This is a genomic window from Nioella sp. MMSF_3534 (genome assembly GCF_030732985.1).
Classification (GTDB): Bacteria; Pseudomonadota; Alphaproteobacteria; order Rhodobacterales; family Rhodobacteraceae; genus Nioella.
In genome coordinates this window covers 1-21,267 of the sequence record NZ_JASHJX010000019.1, presented here as the reverse complement: position 1 = coordinate 21,267, position 21,267 = coordinate 1, and the positions used below count along the sequence as shown (strand labels likewise).

Genomic DNA, 21,267 nt, shown 5'->3' with positions numbered 1-21,267 from the left:
ACCCGCGCCGCCAAGACAGAACAGCGTCTGGCGCTTGGGGCGGGGTGAATGTCCGCCCCTTCAGCGGCACGTCTACGGTGCGCCAGTGGCTCGGCCTAGGGATAGTGGTACTGCGTGGTCATCCCCCGTTGGCCCCCGTTCCCGTCACTCGGCATGGGCCGCCTGCGAAGCGCTGCCAAACCTTTGAGTGCCATGCGCCGCCGGATCGCGCAGCGGGCCTAGCCCCGGGCTGATCAAATGCCGGATCAGCGCCACGGGGTGCGACCGCAGGGTCAGGCGCATGGACACGTAATCCTCCACCACCTGTTCGCCTTCCGTCATCTCGGGCAGGTGCACCTCCGGTTCCTCGATGGCCTCGCCGTCCATGTCGCCGGTGAAAAGCGGCAGGGGTTCTGCGGGCAGCAGCGCCTTGGCAGCCCACAGCGCCTCTCGCCGCGAAAGCCCGATCCCGGCGAAGGCGTCGGCCTCGGCCAGCACCGCCAGCGCGCGGGCGGGCAGACCGGCGCGGCGCCACACATCCTCGACCGCGCGGTAGCCATTGCCCCGCGCGGCGGCCAGCCAGCGCGCGTCTTCTTCCCGCATCGACCGGATCTGCCGGAACCCGAGCCTGAGCGCCAGACCGCCCCGCCCGTCAGGTTCCATCACGTTGTCCCAATAGCTTTCGTTGATATCGACGGGCCGCACCTCGACCCCGTGTTCGCGGGCATCCCGGACGATCTGGGCGGGGGCATAGAACCCCATGGGCTGCGAGTTCAGCAGCGCACAGGCGAAGATGCCGGGGTGATGGTGCTTGATCCAGCTGGAGGCATAGACCAGCAGCGCAAAACTGGCGGCATGGCTTTCGGGAAAGCCGTAACTGCCGAAGCCCTCGATCTGGGAAAAGCAGCGCGCGGCGAAATCCTCGTCATAGCCGCGCTCGCGCATGCCCTTCATGAAAAGCGTGCGGAAATCGCTGACATTGCCATGTTTCTTGAACGTGGCCAGCGACCGCCGCAGCCGGTCCGCCTGATCGGGGGTGAAGCCCGCGCCGATGATGGCGATCTGCATCGCCTGTTCCTGGAACAAGGGCACGCCAAGCGTCTTGCCCAGAACCGCGCCCAACTCGTCCGAGGGGAAGCTGACCTTTTCCTCGCCGTTCCGGCGGCGGATGAACGGGTGCACCATGTCACCCTGAATGGGGCCGGGGCGGATGATGGCGACCTGAATGACGAGGTCATAGAAACAGCGCGGCCGCATCCGGGGCAGGAAATTCATCTGCGCGCGGCTTTCCACCTGGAAGACGCCGAGGCTGTCCGCCTTGCACAGCATGTCATAAACCGCCGGATCCTCGGGCGGCAGGGTGGCGAGGGTATAGTCGGTTTGATGGTGACGCTCGATCAGGTCAAAGGCCTTGCGGATGCAGGTCAGCATGCCAAGCGCCAGCACATCGACCTTGAGGATACCCAAAGCGTCGATATCGTCCTTGTCCCAGCAGATGACGGTGCGATCCTCCATCGTGGCGTTCTCAATGGGCACCAGTTCATCCAGCCGCCCCTCGGTCACGACGAAGCCGCCAACATGCTGGCTGAGGTGCCGGGGAAAGCCCTGAATTTCGCGGACCAAGGCCATGGTCTGGCGCAGGCGCGGTTCGGTCGGGTCGAGCCCCAGTTCGCGGATCCGGGTATCGGCCATGTCGCGGCTGCTGCCCCAGCCCCAGATTTGCGAGGAAAGCGCCCCGAGGATGTCTTCGCTAAGCCCCATGGCGCGGCCCACCTCGCGCACCGCGCGCTTGCCCCGGTAGTGGATCACCGTCGCGCAGAGCCCAGCGCGGTGGCGGCCGTAGCGTTCGTAGATATGCTGGATCACCTCCTCGCGCCGTTCATGTTCGAAATCCACGTCGATATCGGGGGGCTCGTCGCGCGCCTCGCTGACGAAGCGTTCGAACACCATGGTGCCGACCTCCGGGCTGACCGAGGTCACGCCGAGGCAATAACAGGTGATGGAATTGGCCGCCGACCCGCGCCCCTGGCAGAGGATGCCGCGCGACCGGGCGAAGGCGACGATGTCGTGGACAGTGAGGAAATAGGGTTCATAGCCAAGCTTGGCGATCAGCCGCAGCTCATGCTCCAGCATCTTCACGGCCCGGTCCGGCGCGCCGGACGGGTAGCGCCATTGCAGCCCCGCGCGCGCCAGCCGTTCCAGCCTTTGCGACGCGGTTTCGCCGCCGCTGATCTCGGAGGGGTATTCATAGCGCAGCGAGCCGATATCGAAGGTACAGCGCGCGGCGATACCGAGGGTCCGGTCCACGGCATCCTCGAAGCCTGCAAAGATGCGGCGGATCTCAGACTCGCCCCGCAAGCGCTGCTCGGCATTGGCCTGCGCTTTCGTGCCCAGATCCTCCACCCGGATGCCGAGGCGAATACAAGTCAGAACGTCGGTCAGCCTGCGCCGGGCCCCGTGATGCATGATCGGCACGGCGGAGGCCATGGTGGGGATACCCAGTTGCCCCGCCAGCCGGGTGAGCCTTTGGAAGCGCAGCCGGTCATGCCCGTCATAGGCAGGGGCCATCAGCAGGTGACAGGCGGGGCCAAGGCGGCGCGTGATCTGTTTCGCCTGAGCATACCAGTCGCCCGCGCCGCGCGGATGGGTCAGGACATCTGGCGGGCCGTGGAGGAGCAGCTCCAACCCGTCGGCGAATTGCCAAAGGTCGGGAAGGCCCAGATCGCAGGAGCCTTTCTGGGTCCGCAACCGGCCCGCCGAGAGCATCCGGCACAGGTTCGCCCACCCACGCCGGTCGCGGGGCAGGGCGGTGAGCGTCAGCCCCTCTCGCAGGACCAGCCGTGTGGCGGGCAGCAGGCGCGGCGGATGGAAGATCGGCGCGCGGGGCGGATCGGGCAGATGCGCAGGTTTCGGCGGGCCGATCGGGTCTTTGTCCGCCGCTTGCCGTTCGACGATCTGGCGCTTGATCTCTTTCAGTTCTGACCATGCACGAACGATCCCGGCAACCGAGTTCTCATCGGCAATCGCAATGGCTTCCAGCCCCAGCAACGCCGCGCGGCGCGCGTAATCCTCCGGGTGCGAGCCGCCGGTCAGGAAGGTGAAGTTGGAGGTGATGGAGAGTTCCGCGAATCCCATGGCGCGGCACAGTATATTCACCTTTTGTTCTCTTTTGGAGTCCCGACTGACAGCCCTTCCCTTTGTCGGCCCATGCGAGGTTCAGGGCAACGTCACCGGCCCGCGGCAAAGGCCTTTCGAAAGGCCTTCCTACCGCCCGGCCTCACAGGTCTCGCCCCGCATGCAGGTGGTGATCTGGTCGAGGTCTTGCTGCGACGGGTCATAGATCACCCAACCCGGACAGGGGCCGATGCCGAGGTGATATTGACGGTCCTCGTCCACGCGCAGGAAGGCCAGCATCTCGCGCCCTTCTTCGGGCGGAGCACCACACCAGCTGAGCACGCAATTCACCCGTACCGTCACCTCCAGCTCTACCGGTGTGCGAAAGCCGACGCGGCTGCCAAGATCGCCATAAAACAGCATTTCGACGGTGTAGGGCGGCGGTGTGTCCGGGTCGTCGGTATCGGGCGGCAAGGGCACATCCGGCCCGTTGCGCAGGAAAGCGCCGCGCACGATTACATAGCGCGCGCTGGCCTCGGCGGCCTGTTGGTACATCGCGGCGGCGTCGAGATAGGCGCAGGACAGGGGCAGCGCGGGGCCGGTTGTTGCGGCGAGGATGGCAAGGGGCAGAAACAGGCGGTGGAACATGAAAGCCTCCGGCAACGGGTGGCCAGGATAGCACAGGTGTCGCAGTGTTCACACCAGCCCGAACTCCGACAGGACTGCCTGATAGATCGGGCGCTTGAATTCCACGATGGTCTCCAGCAGCGCCGCCGGGTCCATCCAGCGCCACTCGGAAAACTCGACATCCTTATAGGTGAGGTTGATCACCGCATCGGGCGCCTCCAGCCGCATCAGGAACCACATCTGTTTCTGCCCGCGAAACTTGCCGCCCCATCTCTTCCCGGCGATCTCGGAGGGGAAATCATAGGGCAACCAGTCGGCGGTCTGCGCGACCAGCGTCACATGATCAGGCGAAACGCCGGTTTCTTCCAGCAGCTCGCGCCGGGCGGCGGCCTCGGGCTCCTCACCCTTGTCGACGCCCCCTTGAGGCATCTGCCAGGCGGGCACGTCCATATCGGCGCGTTGCCCGGCAAAGACCTGCCCGGCGCGGTTGATCAGAACCACACCGACGCAGGGCCGGTAGGGCAGCTTGGCCAGATCCTCGGGCGTCATCAGGCCAACGCCCCCTTAGCGGGGACGCAGGGCGTTCAGGCCGTGCAGGATGTCGATGGCATAGGCCAGCTGATAGTCCTGCGCGCGCAGTTCGGCGGTGGCGCGGGCCTGTTCCTGTTCTTCCTCCAGCTGGCGGATTTCATCCTCGGTCAGGGTCGCGTTGGACAAGGCCCCGCGCAGACCGGCCTCGGTGCGCTGCGGACGGCCATTGTCCTCGACCTCGCCCACTTCGCGCTGTTCCACAAGGATATCGGGGGCCACGCCAAGCGCCTGGATCGAGCGACCGGACGGGGTGAAATAGAGCGACGTGGTCAGACGCATCGCGCCATCGCCCTGCACCGGCATCACCGACTGGACGGACCCCTTGCCAAAGCTGTTGGTGCCCACGACAACCGCCCGGCGGTGATCCTGAAGCGCACCGGCCACGATCTCGGAGGCCGAGGCAGAACCGCCATTGATCAGCACCACCATCGGCAGGCCGTCGATCAGGTCGCCCGGCGTGGCGTTATAGCGTTCGCCATCCTCGGGGTTGCGGCCGCGGGTCGACACGATCTCTCCCTGTTCCAGGAACGCGTCCGAGACGCGAATGGCCTGGGTCAGCAACCCGCCGGGGTTGTTGCGCAAGTCCAGAACCACGCCTTCCAGGTTCTCGATCCCGCCGACTTCCTCGATCATCTCTTCCAGCCCGTCGCGCAGGTTCGGATAGGTCTGTTCGGTGAAGCTGGCGATCCTCAGAACGGCGGTGTTGCCTTCCAGGCGGTGACGCACGGCGGTCAGGCGGATGCGATCGCGCACGATGGTGATGTCGAAGGGTTCATCCTCGCCTTCACGCACGATGGTCAGCACGATTTCAGACCCGATTTCACCGCGCATCATGTCGACGGCGTCTTCCAGAGTCAGGCCAAGCAGCGTGACCCCATCCACATGGGTGATGAAATCACCGGCCTCGACGCCCGCTTCCATGGCGGGGGTATCGTCCATCGGGGTGATGACCCTGACAAAGCCCTCTTCCTGCGTCACCTCGATGCCAAGGCCGCCGAATTCGCCCCGTGTGTGGGTCTGCATGGTTTCATAGTCGCTCGGCGGCAGGTAAGAGCTGTGCGGGTCAAGCGACATCAGCATGCCGTTGATCGCGGCCTCGATCAGCTCTGCCTCATCCACGTCCTCGACATAATAGGTGCGGATCCGTTCGAAGACATCGCCGAACAGGTCGAGCTGTTCGTAAACGGTCGAGTTGCGAATGTTCTCCTGGGCGATCAGGGGACCGGCGACTTGGGTGGTCAGCAGAATACCCGCCGCGGTGCCGCCAAGGGCCGCCATCATGAACTTCTTCATTCTCTCAAATCCTCACTGGTCTTGTGTCGCAAACCACGCGGTCGGGTCCACGGGCTCTCCGGCCTCTCTCAGTTCCATATAAAGCGTTTCCGACAGCTCTCCACCAGACGCGAGTGGGTCAGAAACGATCAATTCTTCGCGGTTTGGCGCTTCGCCGCCCATCAAACCGACGGGATCGCCCGCTGCCAGCAGGTCTCCGGCCCTTACGAACAGCTCTCCCAGACCCGCGAGAATCAGCAGATGATCGCCCTGCGGTTCAAGGATGATGACATTGCCATAGTCCAGAAGCGGTCCCGCATAGCGCACGGTGGCATGCCATGGGGCAGACACCAGCGCGCGCGCCTCTGCCGCCAGGATCAAGCCGGGCCGGGTGACGCCCGCTGCATCGGCCTGGTTGAAGCCGCGCAGAATGCGCCCCTGCAAAGGTAAGGGAAGCTGACCCCGCTGATCGGAGAACGAGGGCAGCCTTGTGTCAGCGGCCATTACGTCCAGCGCCCGGATCGCGGTGGCAAAGCTGTCCAGCGTTTCGGCGCTTTGGGTCAGCTCGAGCAGCGCCTCGGTGTCCGAGGCAAAGCGCGGCGGCAGCGTGCGCCGTTCCGCCATCGCCTGGCTGAGCGCAACGCGGGCCTCCTGCACGCCGGTCAGACCGTCCGACAACTGGTCCTCCGCGGTTTCCTGAACGGCGCGCAGAAGGGCCAGTTCCTCCAGCTGGCGGCGCAACTCCATGGCCTCCGCCGCCACGGCGGGGGTCACTTCGGACACGATCATGCCGGATCGCGCGGTGCCCACGGGGCCATTTGGGTGGATCAGCAGCAGCGGCGCGGGCGCGGCCTGCATGGATTGCAGAACCCCCAGAAGACGGCCCAACCGCTCCTGTTCCGCCTCGAAGACGACCGTGATCGACTGTTCCCGGATCGCCGCCCTCCGCATGCCTTCGCGCAAGGCCGACAACCCTTCCTCATAGGCGCGGATGGTTTCCGTCAGCGCATCAACCCGGTCGCGGGCATCGTCAGCCTCGGCCATCGTCAGCGCGGCGCGTTCCAGCATCTGGGCGGCACGCTGCGCGGTCAGTGCAGGGTCAGTGGTCTGCCCGCTCGCGGCAAAGCCAGTTGCGCAAAGCACCGTGATCAGCGCCAAAAGCCTCATGCAAACAGGCACTTTCCGGTCATTTCCGCCGGTGGCTCCAACCCCATCAGCTTCAACACAGTGGGTGCCAGATCCGCCAGCCGCCCGTCCTGCATGGTGACGCCCTCCGGCCCGCCGAACAGGATCACCGGCACCGGGTTCAGCGTATGCGCCGTGTGCGGCCCGCCGGTGTCCGGGTCGATCATCATGTCGCAATTGCCATGATCCGCCGTCACAATCATTGCGCCGCCCACCTTTTCCAGCGCCGCCACCGCCGCGCCAAGCCCCGCATCCACCGCCTCGCAGGCCTTTACGGCAGCGGGGATGATGCCCGTGTGCCCCACCATGTCGGGATTGGCGTAGTTCACGACGATCAGGTCGTATTGTTTCTCGATCGCGTCCACGAGATGTTCCGTCACCTCGCCCGCCGACATCTCCGGTTGCAGGTCATAGGTCGCCACCTTGGGCGATTTCGGCATGTAGCGGTCCTCGCCTTCGACCGGGTCTTCCTTGCCGCCGTTGAGGAAGAAGGTGACATGCGGATATTTCTCGGTTTCCGCGATATGGAACTGCGTGCGGCCATGGCTGGCGACCCATTCGGCCAGGGTGTTGACGATATCCTGCTTGGGGAAAATCACGTCGAGATAGGCGTTGTGGCGGTCGGAATATTCCACCATCCCGCAGGTTGCAGCCCAGTTGGGGCGGGCGGAAATGTCGAACTCAGCGAATGTCGGATCGGCCAGCGCGGCAAGGATTTCCCGCGCGCGGTCGGCGCGGAAGTTGAGGAACAGAAGGCCGTCGCCATCTTGCGGTTTCCGATAGCCGACGATCCGGGTTGCGGTGATGAATTCGTCGTTTTCACCCCGTTCATAAGCGGCCTGAATGGCGGCCTCGGCGCTGGCCGCTTCGTGACCTTTCCCTTCAATAACAAGGTCATAGCCCTGCTGCACGCGTTCCCACCGGTTATCGCGGTCCATGGCGTAGTAGCGACCGATCAGACTGCCGATATGGGCGCCTTTGGGTAGGGCATTGTCGAAGGCCGTGACCGTCTCGATTGCGGAGCGCGGGGCGACGTCGCGCCCATCGGTAATCGCATGAATTTGAACGGGAATTCCGGCATCCGTCAGGGTGCGGGCGGTTTCCAGGATGTGGCTCTCGTGGCTATGCACACCGCCGGGGCTGGTAAGGCCGGAGACATGCGCAACACCACCGGTTTTCTTCATCTTTTCAATGAATTGCAGCAAAGCGGGGCGCTCTCGATAGCTGCTATCCTCGATCGCAAGATCAATCTGCCCCAGATCCATCGCCACGACACGCCCCGCGCCGATATTGGTGTGACCCACTTCGGAGTTGCCCATCTGCCCCGTGGGCAGGCCCACATCAGGCCCGTAGGTGATCAGCGTGGCATTCGGACAGGTCGCCATAAGCCTGTCAAAACAAGGGGTTGCGGCGAGAGACGGGGCGTTTCCCGGCCCATCTGGCGCCAGACCCCAACCATCGAGAATGCACAGGACGACAGGTTTGGGAATGGCCATAAGAGACCCCTTTTTCACAACGATCCCTCGCGTTCTAGGCCCGCCGGGAGGCACACGCAATCCCTACAGGGCGGGTTCGGATACGCCCCGAAAGAGGGGGGGTGCCCCCCGTACACCCCCCGTACACCCCCTGTACACCGGGCGTGCAGACGCAAAGGGGCGGTTGAGACGCCGATACGAACCTGAAATCCGTGTGAACGGCTGGCCTGTGCCCCGAGCTCTCTCCACCCTTCGGCAGAAACCGTCTGTTCCGACCCGAAACACCTTTGCAGGTGCCCTGATTGAGAGGGTGTGATCACCCGCGCCGTTCCACCGCGCCTTGACCGGGGAACGTTGATCGAAGAGCTGGAACGCCCCGCACCAAGGGATCATCTGACGGGATTCCCGTCGGTGACCGCTGGAGTCCCTCATCAAGCAAAAAGGCCCCGGCATTCTCGCGCGGGGCCTTTTCTGTTTGGTGTAGTCCCCCGGCGGACCGGACTGGGTGGGGGCAAGAAAACCGATCCGCCGGGGGCGAGACAATGCTCGTCACTACAAGGTTATGTTTGGCGTCGTGGCAGGGCGAATTGAGGGAGGACGCGGGAAAATCCAGCGGCTCTTTCGTGGCAATTGCAGGGCAGGTCTTGATAAGTCGCGACATGAGGGCCAAGCTTGCATCATGGACATGCAAATTCAGCCCAGGGGTCCGGTCCCCCCGCAGCCGGAACAGGTGGCGTTTCACCGGACGGAGCTTGGCGTTATCCTGGGCCTTTACGGGCGCATGGTGGCTGCCGGTGAATGGCGCGATTACGGGATATCGTGCCTGAGGGAGGTGGCGGTCTTTTCCGTCTTCCGGCGCACAGCGGAACATCCCATCTACCGGATCGAGAAACGCCCGAAGCTGCGCGACCGGCAGGGGCAGTATTCCGTCATCGGCATGGACGGTCGCATCCTGAAACGCGGGCACGACCTGAAAACCGTGCTGCGGGTGCTGGAACGCAAGCTGATCCGGGTGGTCGAATAGCGCCTCAGCCGCCGGGTTTCAGAAACCTGCGCCGCGCCGTGATCGGGCCTTCGCCCTTGTCTTCGATTCTTGCGGCCGCATCTTTCAGCGGCTCATAGGCCACGGCCATGTGGGTGGCATTGGCGTGCAGCAGCATCCGTTCATTCGCCATGAAGCCCACATGCCCTTTCCAGAACACCAGATCGCCGCGCAGGAAGGGCTCGCCATGATGCAATTCGCGCCCCAACACCATCTGCTGATCGCTGTCGCGCGGGCAATCGACGCCGCAGGCCAGCAGGGCCATCTGCACAAGGCCGGAACAGTCGATGCCCCACCGGCTGGACCCGCCCCACAGGTAAGGCGACCCAAGGAACAGGTCCGCCACCCCGACCGGATCGCCAAAACGGGCGCGGATCGGTTGCAGATGCGGGCGCGGGATGAAATGGCCGGTGTGGATGCGGACATAGTCGTCGCGTTCCCCCACCACCTTGACCTGAGAGCCGAAGAAAATGGCGACCTCGGGCGGGGCCTTGAGATCGGGCTTGGGGTAGAGATGCGTGGCGGGGGCCGTGATCCAGTGGGTCGGCTGCTCGGGCGAGGCCAGCGCGCCGGACAGCATGTAGCCCACCTGCCCGTCCCGTTCGGCCTGCCCGAAGGCGAAGCCGTCATCGGTTTCCAGCACGTGAAAGACCTCGCCGAACAGCAACTGGCTGACCCGCTTGCCGCGCGGTTCGTCGGTGATGTTGGCCATGGGCTGCATCACCATCATTCGGCGGCCCTGCACGAATTTCTCGGCCTCGACCTGCCCTTCAAGGCTGACATGGGCCACGCGGCCATTGGTGGGGGTGATGCGCGGATCAGTCATTGCTGAGAACCTCGGGCAAAGCGGCGAAGATCGCGCGTGCGGCCTGCCCGACGCCACCCTTGGGCCGGGCGGGGGCGTCGGCGGGCTGCCAGCCGTAGATGTCGAAATGGGCGAAACGCGGGGCATCCTTGGCAAAGCGGCGCAGGAAGAGCGCGGCGGTGATGGACCCTGCAAAACCACCCTTCGGGGCGTTGTCCAGATCGGCGATACCGGGTTCGATCATCGCCTCGTAAGGCATGTGGAGGGGCATCCGCCAGACCGGGTCCGCGATGCGAGCTGCAGAGTTGGCCAGCGCCCCGGCAAACGCGTCATCGTCGGTGTAGAACGGCGCGATATCCGGCCCAACCGCGACTCGCGCCGCCCCGGTCAGGGTGGCCATGCAGATCAGCAGATCGGGCGGCGTTTCGCTGGCCAGCGCCAGCGCATCGGCCAGCACAAGCCGCCCCTCGGCATCGGTGTTGTTGATCTCGACCGTCAGGCCGTTGCGCGCGGTCAGGATGTCACCGGGGCGGAAGGCATTGCCCGCCACCGCGTTTTCCACCGCCGGGATCAGGACGCGCAGGCGCAGTTCCATGCCCGCCCCCATGATCATCCGCGCGAGGCCAAGAACCGTGGCCGATCCGCCCATGTCCTTCTTCATCAGGCCCATGGAGGCGCCGGGTTTGAGGTTCAGGCCACCGGTGTCGAAACAGACACCCTTGCCGACCAGCGTGACAAGCGGGCCGGTGCTGCCCCAGGTCATCTCGATCAGGCGCGGGGCCTGTGCAGCGGCGCGGCCGACGGCGTGGATCATCGGGAAATTGGCGGTCAACAGGTCTTCGCCCTTGGTGACAGAGATCGACGCGCCGAATCCGTCTGCCAGCGCCCGCACCGCATCTTCCAGCTGATCCGGGCCCATGTCGCTGGCCGGGGTGTTGATCAGGTCGCGGGTCAGCGCCTCACCCGCTGCGATATTTTCCAGTGCAGGGGCGTCCAGCCCTTGTGGCGCAACAAGGGCGGCCTTTGGCACAGGGGCGTCCTTGTAACGGCCAAAGCGGTAGCCAGACAGCAGCCAGCCAAGCGCAGCCTCTTCCTGTTCGGCCCCGGGCAACCCATCCGGCATCTGGTAGGTTGCCTCCGGCAATCCTGCCAGCGCCGCCCCGAGTGCAAAGCGCTTGCGGGCCCGTGCGTCGGCGGTGCCGCGTCCAAGCAGCACCCGGGCGATGCCGCCATCCGCATCAGGCAGCAGACAGGTTTCCCCAAGACCTGCGGTAAAGCCGGTCGACCGCGCCCAGGCGGAGTGTGCGGCGGGCAGTCCCGCAAGCGAGGCATCCAGCGCATCGGGGTCGATACAGGTCACCGGGATCGCGCCGGGATCGGCGGGGGAAAAACGTCTGTCCATGGTCATCCGTCACAGAAAAAGGCTGTCGATAACCTAACGTGACGGGCTGTGTCTGCAAGGTGGATCAGCCGGATACATCCTCCAGATCCCAGATTGCATGGATGGATCGTTCGCCGACCCGCAGCAAACGGGCATGGGTGGCGGCCAGGGCCACCTGATCGCCGCTGCCGATACAGGCCAGCACATCGCGGGCCACCCGTGCCAGTGTTGCCATGCCGATCCGGTCAGAGGCTGCGGCCAGATTGCGGACCGGGCGCAGCAATTCGGCCCCGACCGGATTCAGGCACCGGATATTCCGAAGATGCAGATTGATCGCCTGCAACGCGCTGGCAACTTCATGCTCTGCGCGGATTTCCCCGATTTCGTCACAAAGGAGTTCCAGCCGTTCGGGATTGAACCGCGCGGGTTCTTCCGGCCGCAGCCTGCTTACATCCTGCTCCATCACTCACTCCACTTCCGCCCCCACGGATAGGGGGACTGTGCCCCGGCTTGCTGAAGAAACCGTTAGGCCCGCGACCAAAAAAACCTCGAACTTTCGGGGAATGCAGCCTATCAGGGTCGACGCGACGACAGAGGACGCTATATGAAATACGTTTCCCCCCTGCCGACATACCTGACACGGCGATACCACAGCTGGAAAGCAACCGAATTTTCAGAAAACCAGGCCTGGTTTCGCCGCCTTGCGGAGGAAGGCCAGCGCCCCCGCGCCATGGTGATTTCCTGCTGCGACAGCCGGGTGCATGTCACCTCGATCTTCGGGGCTGAATCGGGCGAGTTCTTCATTCACCGCAACATCGCCAATCTGGTGCCGCCCTATGCGCCCGACGGCGATCACCACGGCACATCGGCAGCGGTGGAATATGCGGTTACGGCGCTGAAGGTCGCCAACATCATGGTTCTGGGCCATTCCAATTGCGGTGGCGTGAATGGCTGCATCCAGATGGTGTCGGGCAACGCGCCCGAGCTTGAGCAGCCCACCAGTTTCGTGGGCCGCTGGATGGATATCCTGCGTCCGGCGTGTGAAGAGACCGCTGACATCACCGATGAACAGGAACGGCAGAAGGTGCTGGAACAGCGCTCGGTGCTGGTGTCCCTTGCCAACCTGATGACCTTCCCCTTCGTGTCGGAGGCCGTCGAGGACGGGCGGCTCAGCCTGCATGGTTTGTGGAATGAAATCGCGTCCGGGGCCTTGGAAATGTACGATCCCGGCACTAATTCCTTCGTAAAAGTGTAGGGAATTTCGGAACCGTTCTGCGGCCTCTGAACAGCCCGTCGGAATGTGGGGACGACATGGACCAGATACTTTCGCTGGCGGCAGAAAACCTGCTGTCGCCCATCATCCTCTTTTTCGTGCTTGGATTCGCTGCCGCCTATGCGAAATCCGACCTGACGGTGCCAGAGGCCGTGGCCAAGGCCATGTCGCTCTATCTGCTGTTTGCCATCGGCTTCAAGGGCGGGGCCAGCGTGGCGTCGCACGGGGTGGACACGGCGCTGATCCTGTCTTTGGTGGCGGGCGTGGTGTTGTCCTTCGTTCTGCCGTTGGTCGCCTTCGCCTTGCTGCGCGTCATGTCGGGGCTGGATGTCACCAACGCCGCCGCCGTCGCCGCGCATTACGGGTCGATCTCTATCGTGACCTTCGTGGCGGGCACGTCGGTGCTCGATTCTGCGGGGCTGGCGGGCGAAGGCTTCATGGTCGCCGTCGCCGCCGCGATGGAGGCCCCGGCGATCCTTGCCGCCCTGTGGCTGATCGCGCGCTACGGGGACAAAACGAACAGCGAAGAGATGGATGGGGAACTGCTGCGGGAAATCCTGCTCAATGGCTCCATCGTGCTGCTGATCGGGTCGTTCCTGATCGGCGCGATCACAGGGGCGGACGGGCTGGCCCGGATCGAAAGCTTCATCGTGGCGCCCTTCCAGGGTGTGCTCTGCCTCTTCCTGCTGGATATGGGGCTGGTTGCGGGGCGCGGTCTGCGCAGCGCGGCGGGGGTTCTGCGGCCCGGCCTGCTGGCCTTCGGGATCGTCATGCCGCTGGTTGGCAGTCTGTTTGGCCTTGCCGCCGGGATTCTGATCGGCCTGTCGGCGGGGGGCGTGGCGCTGTTCATGGTGCTGTCGGCCTCGGCCTCTTACATCGCGGTCCCTGCAGCCATGCGCGTGGCCCTGCCAGAGGCGAACCCGTCCATCTACCTGACGCTGTCGCTCGGCGTCACCTTCCCCTTTAACCTGACCCTGGGCATCCCGATCTATCTGGCCATTGCCCGCACCGTGACCGGAGGCTGACCGATGCAGACCCACAAGGCAAAACGTGTCGAAATCATCATCGAATCGATGATGGAACGCCGCCTGACCGAGGCGCTGCGAAAGGCCGATGTGACCGGGTACACCATCCTGCCCGTCAAGGGTGGGTCGGGCCGGTCGGGGGAGTGGAGCCGCGCGGGCCAAGTCAGCCGGGCGGGCGGGATGCTGGCCGTTGTCTGTATCATCAAACCCGAAAGGCTGGATGCCCTGCTGGAAGCGGCCTTTGCCGTGGTGGAGCGTCATATCGGCGTGGTCAGCGTCACCGATTGCGAGGTGCTGCGGGCCGAGCGGTTCTGACGCCCGGCCCCTTCCCTTACGGACGCCAGTAAAGGTCGTAGCCCTCGGGCCAGGACATATCAGCCTCCATCCGGATGGTGCGGGTTTCGCCCGCACCGACGGTCAGATCCCAGGCATGGATACCGCGCCGACCGTCGAGGTTTTCGACGCTTGGCGCAATCGACAGGGTCAGGTCCAGTTCCAGATCCTCCTGTTCCGTGTATGGCACGGCGTAGAGGATGCGCACGTCTTCGGGCTGGTCCGAGACATTGGTGATGCCAAATTCCACCACCTGCCGCTGCACGTTGGACCGGTTGAAGAACCCCTCGTCGCCCTCATTCCGCGACAGATCCCGCCAGAACAGTTGCAGGTGATCGACCGACCCGAAGGGCAGTTCCACCTCGCCGCCGGGCGGGACGGTGTCCAGATACAGGTCCGACAGAAACGCCGCATCGCGGTAAACGGCCATGTCACCGGGGATCAGCGGCTGGCCGGTTGTGTTCTCGGCCCGCGCGATCAGGAAAGCGGTGTCGTCGTGGCGTGGGTTAGCCTCGATGGTGATCTCGGGATCAAGGGTCAGCGCATCAAACGGCACCAGCGTTTCCGCGCCTTGGCTGATCGTTTGCGGATCGGCGACCGCGGCGGAGAAAGACAGGCCGAAGCTTTCGAACGAGGCCGTGTCTTCCATGATGACCACGGGTTCCAACACCGGTTCCACATACGCCGCCCCGGCCAGCCGTCCGTCAAACACTTCTGGCGGTCGTTCCTCTTCGATCCGGGCGGGCGAGGGCCAGACACCGGTCATATCCAGCTCCTGCCCCCATTCTTCGCCTGACAGGGTCAGGGCAACATCTTCCCATCTGTCGGGCACGTAGCTTTCCAACCGCGCGGTACGGTCTAGCGACAAGCTGCCTTCGACCGTCGACAGGCGTGCGGTGTAGCTCATGTTCCAGCCGAAGCCGCTTAACGTATGGGTGAGGACAACAGGCAGTTCTGCATCGGCCGAAACCGCAACCGGAATGGCAAGCGCAATGCTGTCTGCACCAAGCGGGTAAAGCGCGCGCAGCTCTGCCTCTGCTTCACTCAACTCAAACTGAAGATCGGCAATCACCATAAGCTGTTCATCCTGCTGGCGTTCGCCTTCAAACAGCTCCGTGACCAGTCCCTCCATCTGCTGGCCAAGCTCGCTCATCACCTCGCCGATCTCATCCGGGGCCGTCACCTCGCCCGAGGCGCTGGAGGCGTAGCTTTCCAGATAGCGACGTTGCAGGGCAATCGTGCCAAGACCCGCTTCGATATGGGCAAGCTGATCCTCTGCCTCTTCGATCTCGGCCTCCAGCGCCTCGATCCGGGCGCGCAGGGCGGCCTGTGCAGGCGTGTCGAACTGGCCGTCCTCGAAACCGGGGGCCAATTCCAGACGCACCGGGCCAAGCGGGGTGCCGTCCGACAGCGCGGCGCTGACGACACCGGCATCCTGCATATAGGACGGGACCGGCACCAGCAGCCGATGCGCGCCTGCGGGGACGGTCACCGTCGCGTGCCGCGTCACCTCGGCCGCGCCGCCATAGATCGTGGCGTGGGTCACGTCGGCGCGCAGGGGAATGTCGTCGGCATGGGCCATGCCCGCCGTCAGAACGCTAATCGCAAATACATGAAATTTCATTGAAAAACCCTCCAAGCAGGTTGTGCAAGGAGGGTTTATCTTCTTTGTCGAGTCGTCAAGCGGCCTTTCGGCTCAGCCCTTTTTCAGCACCCGATTGCCGAGCGTTTCGGCGATCTGCACCGCATTTAGCGCCGCGCCCTTGCGCAGGTTGTCGGACACGCACCACAGGTTGATGCCGTTCTCGATGGTGCTGTCCTGACGGATGCGGCTGATGAAAGTCGCATAGTCGCCCACGCATTCCACCGGCGTCACGTAGCCACCGGCCTCGCGCTTGTCGACCACCAGAATGCCCGGCGCCTCGCGCAGGATATCGCGGACCTCGTCCTCGTCGATGAACTCTTCGAACTCGATGTTGATCGCTTCCGAATGGCCCACGAAGACCGGCACCCGCACGCAGGTTGCCGTGACCTTGATCGCGGGGTCCACGATCTTCTTGGTTTCGGCCACCATCTTCCATTCTTCCTTGGTCGAACCGTCTTCCATGAAAACGTCGATATGGGGAATCACGTTGAAGGCGATCTGCTTGGGGTAGACCTTGGGGGCCACTTCCTGACCCGGAACATACATGCCCTTGGTCTGGTCCCACAGCTCGTCGATCGCGTCCTTGCCAGTGCCGGACACGGATTGATAGGTCGAGACCACCACCCGCTTGATCCGCGCACGGTCATGCAGCGGCTTCAGTGCCACCACCATCTGCGCGGTCGAGCAGTTGGGATTCGCGATGATGTTCTTCTTTGCATAGCCATCGACGGCCTCGGGGTTCACCTCGGGCACGACCAGCGGAATATCCGGGTCGTAGCGGTAGAGCGAGCTGTTATCGATGACGATGCAACCCGCCTTGGCGGCCTTGGGGGCGTATTGCTTGGTCGCGTCCGAGCCAATGGCGAAGAGCGCAATGTCCCACCCGGTGAAATCGAATGTATCCAGATCCTGGGTTTTCAGTGTGGTGTCACCGAAGCTGCACTCGGTCCCAAGCGAACGGCGCGATGCCAGTGCGGCGATCTCATCCACCGGGAACTGGCGCTCGGCCAGGATGTTCAGCATTTCGCGGCCCACGTTACCCGTGGCGCCGACAACGGCAACTTTGTAGCCCATGATTTTGTCCTCTTGGTTGGGAACAGCGCGCCACATACCGCAAGCCCGAGGGAATCAAAAGGGGCAACAGGCTTGACTTATGCTGCAATTGCGAACATGTGACACCCGTGCCCATTGGCCGCGTGAGCCGAACGCCCCTTGCGACCCCGTCGCCCCCGCGTTCACGGCACAACAGAATTCCCAGTCCCCATCACGCAGGGTCTGACGGTCCGGCCGGTTCAATGGGATCCGCCCGTTTCGCAGAGCGCCTGACCGCACCCTCGCTGTTCCCGATTCCGGGAACGATGATCCGTTTACACCCGAGCGCGCCATCGCGCCGGAAAGGAAGACCTTGTTCGATTTCGATATGCTCGGCCTCTCGCCGACCCTGCTGGCCGCCGTCAAATCCGCCGGCTACGACACCCCAACGCCCATCCAGAACCAGGCGATCCCGCTGGCGCTGGCCGGTCACGACATCATGGGCCTTGCCCAGACCGGCACCGGCAAGACCGCGGCCTTTGGCCTGCCGCTGGTGGAACACCTGCTGGCCCATCAGGGCAAGCGCGAACCCAAATCCGTCAAGGCGCTGGTCCTTGCGCCGACGCGCGAACTGACCAACCAGATTGCCGAGAACCTGCGGACTTATGTGAAGGGCTCTCACCTGCGCGTTGGCACCGTTGTCGGCGGGCAGTCGATCAATGTGCAGATGCGCTTCCTCGAACGCGGCACCGATATTCTGGTGGCCACCCCCGGTCGCCTGATCGACCTGATGGACCGCCGCGCGGTGCGGCTGGACCTGGCCCAGTTCCTTGTGCTGGACGAGGCCGACCAGATGCTGGACCTCGGTTTCATCCACGCGCTGCGCCGGATTGCGCCCGCTTTGGGCACCCCGCGCCAGACCATGCTGTTTTCGGCCACCATGCCCAAGCAGATGGAGGAGCTGTCGCGCACCTACCTGACGAACCCGCGCAAAGTGCAGGTCTCGCCGCCGGGTAAAGCCGCCGACAAGGTGACGCAGTGCATCCATTTCATCGCCAAAAGCGAAAAACCCGCCCTGCTGCGCGAGCTTCTGCGCCGCCACCCCGATACGCTGAGCCTGGTGTTTTCCCGCACCAAGCATGGGGCTGAGAAGCTGATGAAAGGGCTGGTTGCCGACGGGTTCGACGCCGCCTCGATCCATGGCAACAAGAGCCAGGGTCAGCGCGACCGCGCCATCAAGGCGTTCAAGGACGGGCAGGTGAAGATCCTCGTGGCGACCGACGTGGCCGCGCGTGGCATCGACATTCCCGATGTGCGTACCGTCTACAACTACGACCTGCCCGACGTGCCCGACAACTACGTTCACCGCATCGGGCGCACTGCACGTGCCGGCAAGGATGGCGAGGCAATTGCCTTCTGCTGTGCCGAAGAGGTCGATCAGCTGAAGGATATCGAGAAGGTCATGAAGATCTCGATCCCCGTTGCCAGCGGTCGCCGCCCGGAACCGGTGAAGGAAGACAAGCCCAAGCGCGGAGGTGGGGGGCAACGTCGCCGCCGGTCCGGTGGTGGAGGGGCCAGCAAGGGCCAAAGCCAGAGTCAGGCCCCGGCCAAACCACGTCAGGCACGTCGCAACAAACAACGCCGCAAGCCGGCCGCATGACGAGAAAGGGCCGCATTGTGCGGCCCTTTCTCACATCTGCAATAGCATCAGCTCAGATCGCCGCCTTGCGCATTTCCTCAAGGTAAATCTCGCGGATGCGCGGGGCGATCTCACCGACCATGCCGGTGCCCACGGGCTGACCGTCGATCTCCACCACCGGCATCACGAAGGCGGAGGCGGAGGTCACGAAGGCCTCAGCCGCGTCCTGCGCTTCGGCGATGGTGAAGGGGCGCTCCTCCACCTTCATCTGTGCCTCTCGCGCGAAGCGCAGCACAGCGGCGCGGGTGATGCCGTGCAGGATGTCGTTGGACAGCTGCCGCGTGACGATGGTGCCATCCTTGGTCACGATATAGGCGTTGTTCGAGGTGCCTTCGGTCACGAACCCATCCTCGACCAGCCAGGCGTCATCACAGCCCGCCTTCTTCGCGGCCATCTTGCCAAGCGAAGGGTAGAGCAACTGCACCGTCTTGATATCACGGCGACCCCACCGGAGGTCTTCGACCGAAATCACCTTCATACCGGTCTTGGCCTGCGGGGCATCCGCCAGACCGGGCTTGTTCTGGGTGAACAGGACGATGGTCGGCGCGGTCTCTGCGGGCGGGAAGGCGAAATCGCGATCATCGGGCGCGCCGCGGGTGATCTGCAGGTAGATCAGGCCATCGGTGATGCCGTTCCGTTCAACCAACTGACGGTGAACTTCCAGCAGGTCCTCGGTGCTGAGCGGGTTCTTCATCTCCAGCTCGTCCAGCGACCGCTGGAGACGCTTGGCGTGACCGGCGAAGTCGATGAGCTTGCCGCCGAGCACCGAGGTCACTTCATAGACGCCATCGGCAAAAAGAAACCCCCGGTCGAAGATCGAGACCTTCGCTTCATTTTCCGGCAGGTAGTCGCCGTTCACATAGACGGTGCGGGTCATTCTTCGTTCCTTCTCAGACTTGGCGAACGGCGCCCTTGGCGGCGCTGGTGGTGAGGGCGGCATAGGCCTTGAGCGCGGTCGAAACCTTGCGGGCGCGCGGCTTGGCGGGTTTCCACCCGGCGGCCTCCTGTGCGGCGCGGCGGGCGGCCATTTCTTCGTCCGACACGGCGAGGTTGATGGTGCGGTTGGGGATGTCGATCTCGATCTTGTCGCCGTTCTGGACAAGCCCGATCGCGCCGCCCTCGGCGGCCTCGGGCGACACGTGCCCGATCGACAGACCCGAGGTCCCGCCAGAAAAGCGGCCATCGGTCAGCAGCGCGCAGGCTTTCCCAAGCCCCTTCGACTTCAGGTAAGAGGTCGGGTAGAGCATCTCCTGCATCCCCGGCCCGCCGCGCGGGCCTTCGTAGCGGATGACCACCACGTCGCCCTCTTTCACCTTGCCGGTCAGGATGTTGCTGACGGCCTCATCCTGGCTTTCGCAGACATGGGCGGTGCCGGTGAATTGCAGGATCGACGCATCGACACCGGCGGTTTTCACGATGCAGCCATCCAGCGCGATATTGCCGAACAGAACGGCAAGGCCCCCGTCCTGGCTGAACGCGTTGTCCTTGTCGCGGATCACGCCGTTGGTGCGGTCGGTATCCAGTTCCTTGTACCGGTTCGACTGGCTGAAGGCCTGCGTCGTGCGGACGCCACCGGGGGCTGCCTTGAACAGGCTCTCCGCCTCGGGGTTGTTCGCCACCGCGATATCCCACTTGGCAATCGCCTCGCCCATGGTGCTGGAATGCACCGTGTGACATTCGTTGTGCAGCAGGCCCGCGCGGCTCAGTTCCCCCAGGATCGAGAAGATGCCGCCGGCGCGGTGCACGTCCTCCATATGGACGTTCGCGGTGTTGGGCGCGACCTTGCACAGGCAGGGCACCTTGCGGCTGAGCCGGTCCATATCGGTCATGGTGAAATCCACCTCGCCTTCATGGGCGATGGCCAGCAGGTGCAGCACGGTGTTGGTGGACCCGCCCATGGCGATATCGAGGCTCATCGCGTTCTCGAACGCCTCGAATGTCGCGATCTCGCGCGGCAGCAGGCCCTTTTCCTCGCCCTCGTAATGACGCTTGGCGATCTCGACGATCTTGCGACCGGCCTCCAGGAACAGGCCCTTGCGGTCGGAATGCGTGGCGAGCGTGGAGCCATTTCCCGGCAGCGCCAGACCCAGGGCCTCAGCCAGACAGTTCATCGAGTTCGCGGTGAACATGCCGGAGCACGACCCGCAGGTCGGGCAGGCGTTCTCCTCGATATGCTGCACTTGGGCGTCGGTGAAGCTGTCATTGGCGGCAGCGACCATCGCATCCACAAGGTCGATCTTGCTCATCTCCAGATCTTCGATGTCGATCTTGCCGGCCTCCATCGGGCCGCCGGACACGAAAATCGCGGGGATATTGAGCCGCATGGCGGCCATCAGCATGCCCGGCGTGATCTTGTCGCAGTTCGAGATGCAGACCATCGCATCGGCGCAATGGGCGTTGACCATGTATTCGACGCTGTCGGCGATGACCTCGCGACTCGGCAGGCTATACAGCATCCCGTCATGGCCCATGGCGATGCCATCATCGACCGCGATGGTGTTAAACTCCTTGGCAACCCCGCCCGCCGCCTCGACCTCTCGCGCGACCATCTGACCGAGGTCCTTGAGGTGCACATGCCCCGGCACGAATTGGGTAAAGCTGTTGACGATCGCGATGATGGGCTTGTCCCAATCGCCATCGGTCATCCCGGTGGCGCGCCAAAGGCCACGGGCACCGGCCATGTTGCGGCCATGGGTGGTCGTGCGGGAACGGTATCTGGGCATGTCGGTCCTCCTGTCGAGCGGGGTTTGCTTAGCGCAAAGAGGAGGGGAGGGCCATATGGGGAAAGG

At 64.1% G+C, this 21,267-nt stretch carries 18 protein-coding genes; 5 read left to right on the top strand and 13 right to left on the bottom strand.

The window, feature by feature from the left end:
* Window positions 1-144 precede the first annotated feature (144 nt).
* The 6 genes from RBB16_RS09760 to gpmI form a co-directional block, all read right to left on the bottom strand.
* On the bottom strand, window positions 145-3,114 hold the full coding sequence (locus RBB16_RS09760; RefSeq protein WP_306046031.1) for an error-prone DNA polymerase: 2,970 nt from the start codon (window positions 3,112-3,114) through the stop codon (window positions 145-147).
* Window positions 3,115-3,243: 129 nt separating this feature from the next.
* Complete coding sequence (locus RBB16_RS09755; protein WP_306045984.1) at window positions 3,244-3,741, bottom strand: hypothetical protein; 498 nt, start codon at window positions 3,739-3,741, stop codon at window positions 3,244-3,246.
* Between the two features lie 48 nt (window positions 3,742-3,789).
* Window positions 3,790-4,269: an RNA pyrophosphohydrolase gene (locus tag RBB16_RS09750; protein ID WP_306045983.1), complete on the bottom strand. Its 480-nt coding sequence runs from the start codon at window positions 4,267-4,269 to the stop codon at window positions 3,790-3,792.
* A gap of 15 nt (window positions 4,270-4,284) precedes the next feature.
* The gene (locus tag RBB16_RS09745) at window positions 4,285-5,604 is read right to left on the bottom strand and encodes a S41 family peptidase (RefSeq protein WP_306045982.1); all 1,320 of its coding nucleotides are present in this window, start codon (window positions 5,602-5,604) and stop codon (window positions 4,285-4,287) included.
* A gap of 12 nt (window positions 5,605-5,616) precedes the next feature.
* Window positions 5,617-6,750, bottom strand: coding sequence for a murein hydrolase activator EnvC (locus tag RBB16_RS09740; RefSeq protein WP_306045981.1), 1,134 nt, complete (start codon window positions 6,748-6,750; stop codon window positions 5,617-5,619).
* Complete coding sequence (gpmI, locus tag RBB16_RS09735) at window positions 6,747-8,264, bottom strand: 2,3-bisphosphoglycerate-independent phosphoglycerate mutase (protein ID WP_306045980.1); 1,518 nt, start codon at window positions 8,262-8,264, stop codon at window positions 6,747-6,749. The genes RBB16_RS09740 and gpmI overlap by 4 nt, the downstream gene beginning before the upstream one ends.
* A gap of 664 nt (window positions 8,265-8,928) precedes the next feature.
* Between gpmI and RBB16_RS09730 the strand changes: the two genes are divergently transcribed.
* Window positions 8,929-9,267: a DUF2794 domain-containing protein gene (locus tag RBB16_RS09730; RefSeq protein ID WP_071691159.1), complete on the top strand. Its 339-nt coding sequence runs from the start codon at window positions 8,929-8,931 to the stop codon at window positions 9,265-9,267.
* 4 nt (window positions 9,268-9,271) lie between these two features.
* Here the strand turns inward: RBB16_RS09730 and RBB16_RS09725 are convergent, their stop codons facing one another.
* The 3 genes from RBB16_RS09725 to RBB16_RS09715 form a co-directional block, all read right to left on the bottom strand.
* Window positions 9,272-10,111 carry a C40 family peptidase gene (locus tag RBB16_RS09725; protein WP_306045979.1) on the bottom strand — a complete coding sequence of 280 codons (840 nt, stop codon included), beginning with the start codon at window positions 10,109-10,111 and terminating at the stop codon, window positions 9,272-9,274.
* Window positions 10,104-11,492 (bottom strand): leucyl aminopeptidase family protein, encoded by a 1,389-nt coding sequence (locus RBB16_RS09720; protein WP_306045978.1) that lies wholly within the window; start codon window positions 11,490-11,492, stop codon window positions 10,104-10,106. Before RBB16_RS09720 ends, RBB16_RS09725 begins: the two co-directional genes overlap by 8 nt.
* Before the next feature lie 64 nt (window positions 11,493-11,556).
* On the bottom strand, window positions 11,557-11,934 hold the full coding sequence (locus tag RBB16_RS09715; protein WP_306045977.1) for a hypothetical protein: 378 nt from the start codon (window positions 11,932-11,934) through the stop codon (window positions 11,557-11,559).
* A 141-nt stretch (window positions 11,935-12,075) separates the two neighbouring features.
* On the opposite strand from RBB16_RS09715, the gene RBB16_RS09710 reads away from it, so the two are divergent.
* Genes RBB16_RS09710 through RBB16_RS09700 form a run of 3 tightly spaced genes read left to right on the top strand, consistent with a single transcriptional unit; the run spans window position 12,076 to window position 14,084 of the window.
* Window positions 12,076-12,726 carry a carbonic anhydrase gene (locus RBB16_RS09710; RefSeq protein ID WP_071691136.1) on the top strand — a complete coding sequence of 217 codons (651 nt, stop codon included), beginning with the start codon at window positions 12,076-12,078 and terminating at the stop codon, window positions 12,724-12,726.
* A gap of 56 nt (window positions 12,727-12,782) precedes the next feature.
* Window positions 12,783-13,769 (top strand): sodium-dependent bicarbonate transport family permease, encoded by a 987-nt coding sequence (locus RBB16_RS09705; RefSeq protein WP_306045976.1) that lies wholly within the window; start codon window positions 12,783-12,785, stop codon window positions 13,767-13,769.
* A 3-nt stretch (window positions 13,770-13,772) separates the two neighbouring features.
* Window positions 13,773-14,084 carry a P-II family nitrogen regulator gene (locus RBB16_RS09700; RefSeq protein WP_306045975.1) on the top strand — a complete coding sequence of 104 codons (312 nt, stop codon included), beginning with the start codon at window positions 13,773-13,775 and terminating at the stop codon, window positions 14,082-14,084.
* Between the two features lie 16 nt (window positions 14,085-14,100).
* Here the strand turns inward: RBB16_RS09700 and RBB16_RS09695 are convergent, their stop codons facing one another.
* Both RBB16_RS09695 and RBB16_RS09690 read right to left on the bottom strand, forming a co-directional pair.
* Window positions 14,101-15,726 carry a DUF4139 domain-containing protein gene (locus RBB16_RS09695; RefSeq protein WP_306045974.1) on the bottom strand — a complete coding sequence of 542 codons (1,626 nt, stop codon included), beginning with the start codon at window positions 15,724-15,726 and terminating at the stop codon, window positions 14,101-14,103.
* A 72-nt stretch (window positions 15,727-15,798) separates the two neighbouring features.
* Complete coding sequence (locus tag RBB16_RS09690) at window positions 15,799-16,821, bottom strand: aspartate-semialdehyde dehydrogenase (protein ID WP_306045973.1); 1,023 nt, start codon at window positions 16,819-16,821, stop codon at window positions 15,799-15,801.
* Between the two features lie 331 nt (window positions 16,822-17,152).
* On the opposite strand from RBB16_RS09690, the gene RBB16_RS09685 reads away from it, so the two are divergent.
* Window positions 17,153-18,439, top strand: coding sequence for a DEAD/DEAH box helicase (locus tag RBB16_RS09685; RefSeq protein ID WP_306045972.1), 1,287 nt, complete (start codon window positions 17,153-17,155; stop codon window positions 18,437-18,439).
* Window positions 18,440-18,491: 52 nt separating this feature from the next.
* Here RBB16_RS09685 and RBB16_RS09680 read toward each other — a convergent pair whose 3' ends face one another.
* Entirely contained in the window at window positions 18,492-19,355 is an 864-nt protein-coding gene (locus RBB16_RS09680; protein WP_306045971.1) for a D-amino-acid transaminase, read from the bottom strand.
* A gap of 13 nt (window positions 19,356-19,368) precedes the next feature.
* Window positions 19,369-21,201 (bottom strand): dihydroxy-acid dehydratase, encoded by a 1,833-nt coding sequence (gene ilvD / locus RBB16_RS09675; protein WP_306045970.1) that lies wholly within the window; start codon window positions 21,199-21,201, stop codon window positions 19,369-19,371.
* Window positions 21,202-21,267: the final 66 nt, after the last annotated feature.

Excerpts from the sequence above, each read along its gene's own strand:
- RBB16_RS09760 (WP_306046031.1), bottom strand. The coding sequence starts at position 3,114 with ATGGGATTCGCGGAACTCTCCATCACCTCCAACTTCACCTTCCTGACC.
- RBB16_RS09755 (WP_306045984.1), bottom strand. The coding sequence starts at position 3,741 with ATGTTCCACCGCCTGTTTCTGCCCCTTGCCATCCTCGCCGCAACAACC.
- RBB16_RS09750 (WP_306045983.1), bottom strand. The coding sequence starts at position 4,269 with ATGACGCCCGAGGATCTGGCCAAGCTGCCCTACCGGCCCTGCGTCGGT.
- RBB16_RS09745 (WP_306045982.1), bottom strand. The coding sequence starts at position 5,604 with ATGAAGAAGTTCATGATGGCGGCCCTTGGCGGCACCGCGGCGGGTATT.
- RBB16_RS09740 (WP_306045981.1), bottom strand. The coding sequence starts at position 6,750 with ATGAGGCTTTTGGCGCTGATCACGGTGCTTTGCGCAACTGGCTTTGCC.
- gpmI (WP_306045980.1), bottom strand. The coding sequence starts at position 8,264 with ATGGCCATTCCCAAACCTGTCGTCCTGTGCATTCTCGATGGTTGGGGT.
- RBB16_RS09730 (WP_071691159.1), top strand. The coding sequence starts at position 8,929 with ATGCAAATTCAGCCCAGGGGTCCGGTCCCCCCGCAGCCGGAACAGGTG.
- RBB16_RS09725 (WP_306045979.1), bottom strand. The coding sequence starts at position 10,111 with ATGACTGATCCGCGCATCACCCCCACCAATGGCCGCGTGGCCCATGTC.
- RBB16_RS09720 (WP_306045978.1), bottom strand. The coding sequence starts at position 11,492 with ATGGACAGACGTTTTTCCCCCGCCGATCCCGGCGCGATCCCGGTGACC.
- RBB16_RS09715 (WP_306045977.1), bottom strand. The coding sequence starts at position 11,934 with ATGGAGCAGGATGTAAGCAGGCTGCGGCCGGAAGAACCCGCGCGGTTC.
- RBB16_RS09710 (WP_071691136.1), top strand. The coding sequence starts at position 12,076 with ATGAAATACGTTTCCCCCCTGCCGACATACCTGACACGGCGATACCAC.
- RBB16_RS09705 (WP_306045976.1), top strand. The coding sequence starts at position 12,783 with ATGGACCAGATACTTTCGCTGGCGGCAGAAAACCTGCTGTCGCCCATC.
- RBB16_RS09700 (WP_306045975.1), top strand. The coding sequence starts at position 13,773 with ATGCAGACCCACAAGGCAAAACGTGTCGAAATCATCATCGAATCGATG.
- RBB16_RS09695 (WP_306045974.1), bottom strand. The coding sequence starts at position 15,726 with ATGAAATTTCATGTATTTGCGATTAGCGTTCTGACGGCGGGCATGGCC.
- RBB16_RS09690 (WP_306045973.1), bottom strand. The coding sequence starts at position 16,821 with ATGGGCTACAAAGTTGCCGTTGTCGGCGCCACGGGTAACGTGGGCCGC.
- RBB16_RS09680 (WP_306045971.1), bottom strand. The coding sequence starts at position 19,355 with ATGACCCGCACCGTCTATGTGAACGGCGACTACCTGCCGGAAAATGAA.
- ilvD (WP_306045970.1), bottom strand. The coding sequence starts at position 21,201 with ATGCCCAGATACCGTTCCCGCACGACCACCCATGGCCGCAACATGGCC.